Annotated in this window: 1 protein-coding gene and 1 pseudogene; both read right to left on the bottom strand. The window is 64.8% G+C overall.

The features are described 5' to 3' along the window. Positions 1-187: pseudogene (locus AB0D57_RS47900) on the bottom strand (hypothetical protein); the annotation flags it as partial. A 43-nt stretch (positions 188-230) separates the two neighbouring features. Continuing rightward, complete coding sequence (locus AB0D57_RS47895; protein WP_362088798.1) at positions 231-842, bottom strand: DUF998 domain-containing protein; 612 nt, start codon at positions 840-842, stop codon at positions 231-233. Positions 843-1,057: the final 215 nt, after the last annotated feature.

Raw genomic sequence — 1,057 nt, 5'->3', positions numbered from 1 at the left:
CTCCTCCGCCTTGCAGCTCGACGCACCAGACCCCGCTCACCTGCGCCGACAAGGCACCACTGCTTCCCTCCGACTTGATCCGCCGGACAGGCCCTAGTGCGCTCACCAACTGGGTGAAGCATCGTGGGCTCAGGCCGATGAAGGGGCCTGTCCAGGACGGCTCCGACACCGTGATCACACCAGCCATGGAAAGATCATCTCTGCCGTGAGCAGCGAGTACGGGACAACCGTCAGGTATGCAGAATGCGCACGGCGAGCAGCGTCTGCCAGGTCCAGCCGATCGTGAGTGAGACGCGCTGGATCAGCCCGCCCAGGTTCACCCAGCGTTGATGCTGGCTGAACGCGGCACTGGCCAGCGCCATCGTGGTTGCGAAGAGCACGCCGCTGGCGATCGAGTAGAGGGCCCACCCCGGCGAGTTGGACAGGGCAAAGACGAAACAGGCCACGGCAAGGGCGAGGAATCCGATGAGGGAGAACAGATCATGCAGAACCCCTGCGCGGGTCGGGCGCTGGAGCTGATCGGGGGTGCCGACAGGATAACCGCTCACCGGATCCGTGCGGCAGGCACCTGCGCCCAGCAGACCGACCGCCCATACGCCGATCAGCAGTGCACCCCAGCGGGAAGACCCAGCGCGCCACAGGCCCACGGCGAAGATCAGCGACAGTAAGCCGGTGAAGAGGAAGTTGACGGTCTGCGCCCACCCGGCGCGGCCGAGGGCGAGCGAACTGACGGGATGGCGGAACGGCTTGTAGTCCACACGGCTGGCGCCTTCCAGTAGGTACGCGATGGTGAAGAGCGGGCCAGCGGCCATCCCGCAGGCAAGAAGCGTTTGATTACCCATCGCGTCAACTTACGTTGACAGCATGGGAGTGTCAATCTCCGTTGACGTGAGGGATGGGCCTCAGTCATCAACCGAAAGGTGTAGCGGATCCGCACCATCGGCCAGGACTTCGCCCGCGAGGGATGGCGTCCCGCCACGTGGTGTAGGGGATCAAGACACCGGAATCCGCAGGCCAGGGGCGCCGACCATGCCCGATCAGATGTCCAACTCGCCTT

The organism is Streptomyces sp. NPDC048275, assembly GCF_040652275.1.
GTDB lineage: Bacteria > Actinomycetota > Actinomycetes > Streptomycetales > Streptomycetaceae > Streptomyces.
The sequence above is the reverse complement of the archived record's forward strand: the minus strand, read 5'-3'. Positions and strand labels throughout refer to the sequence as shown.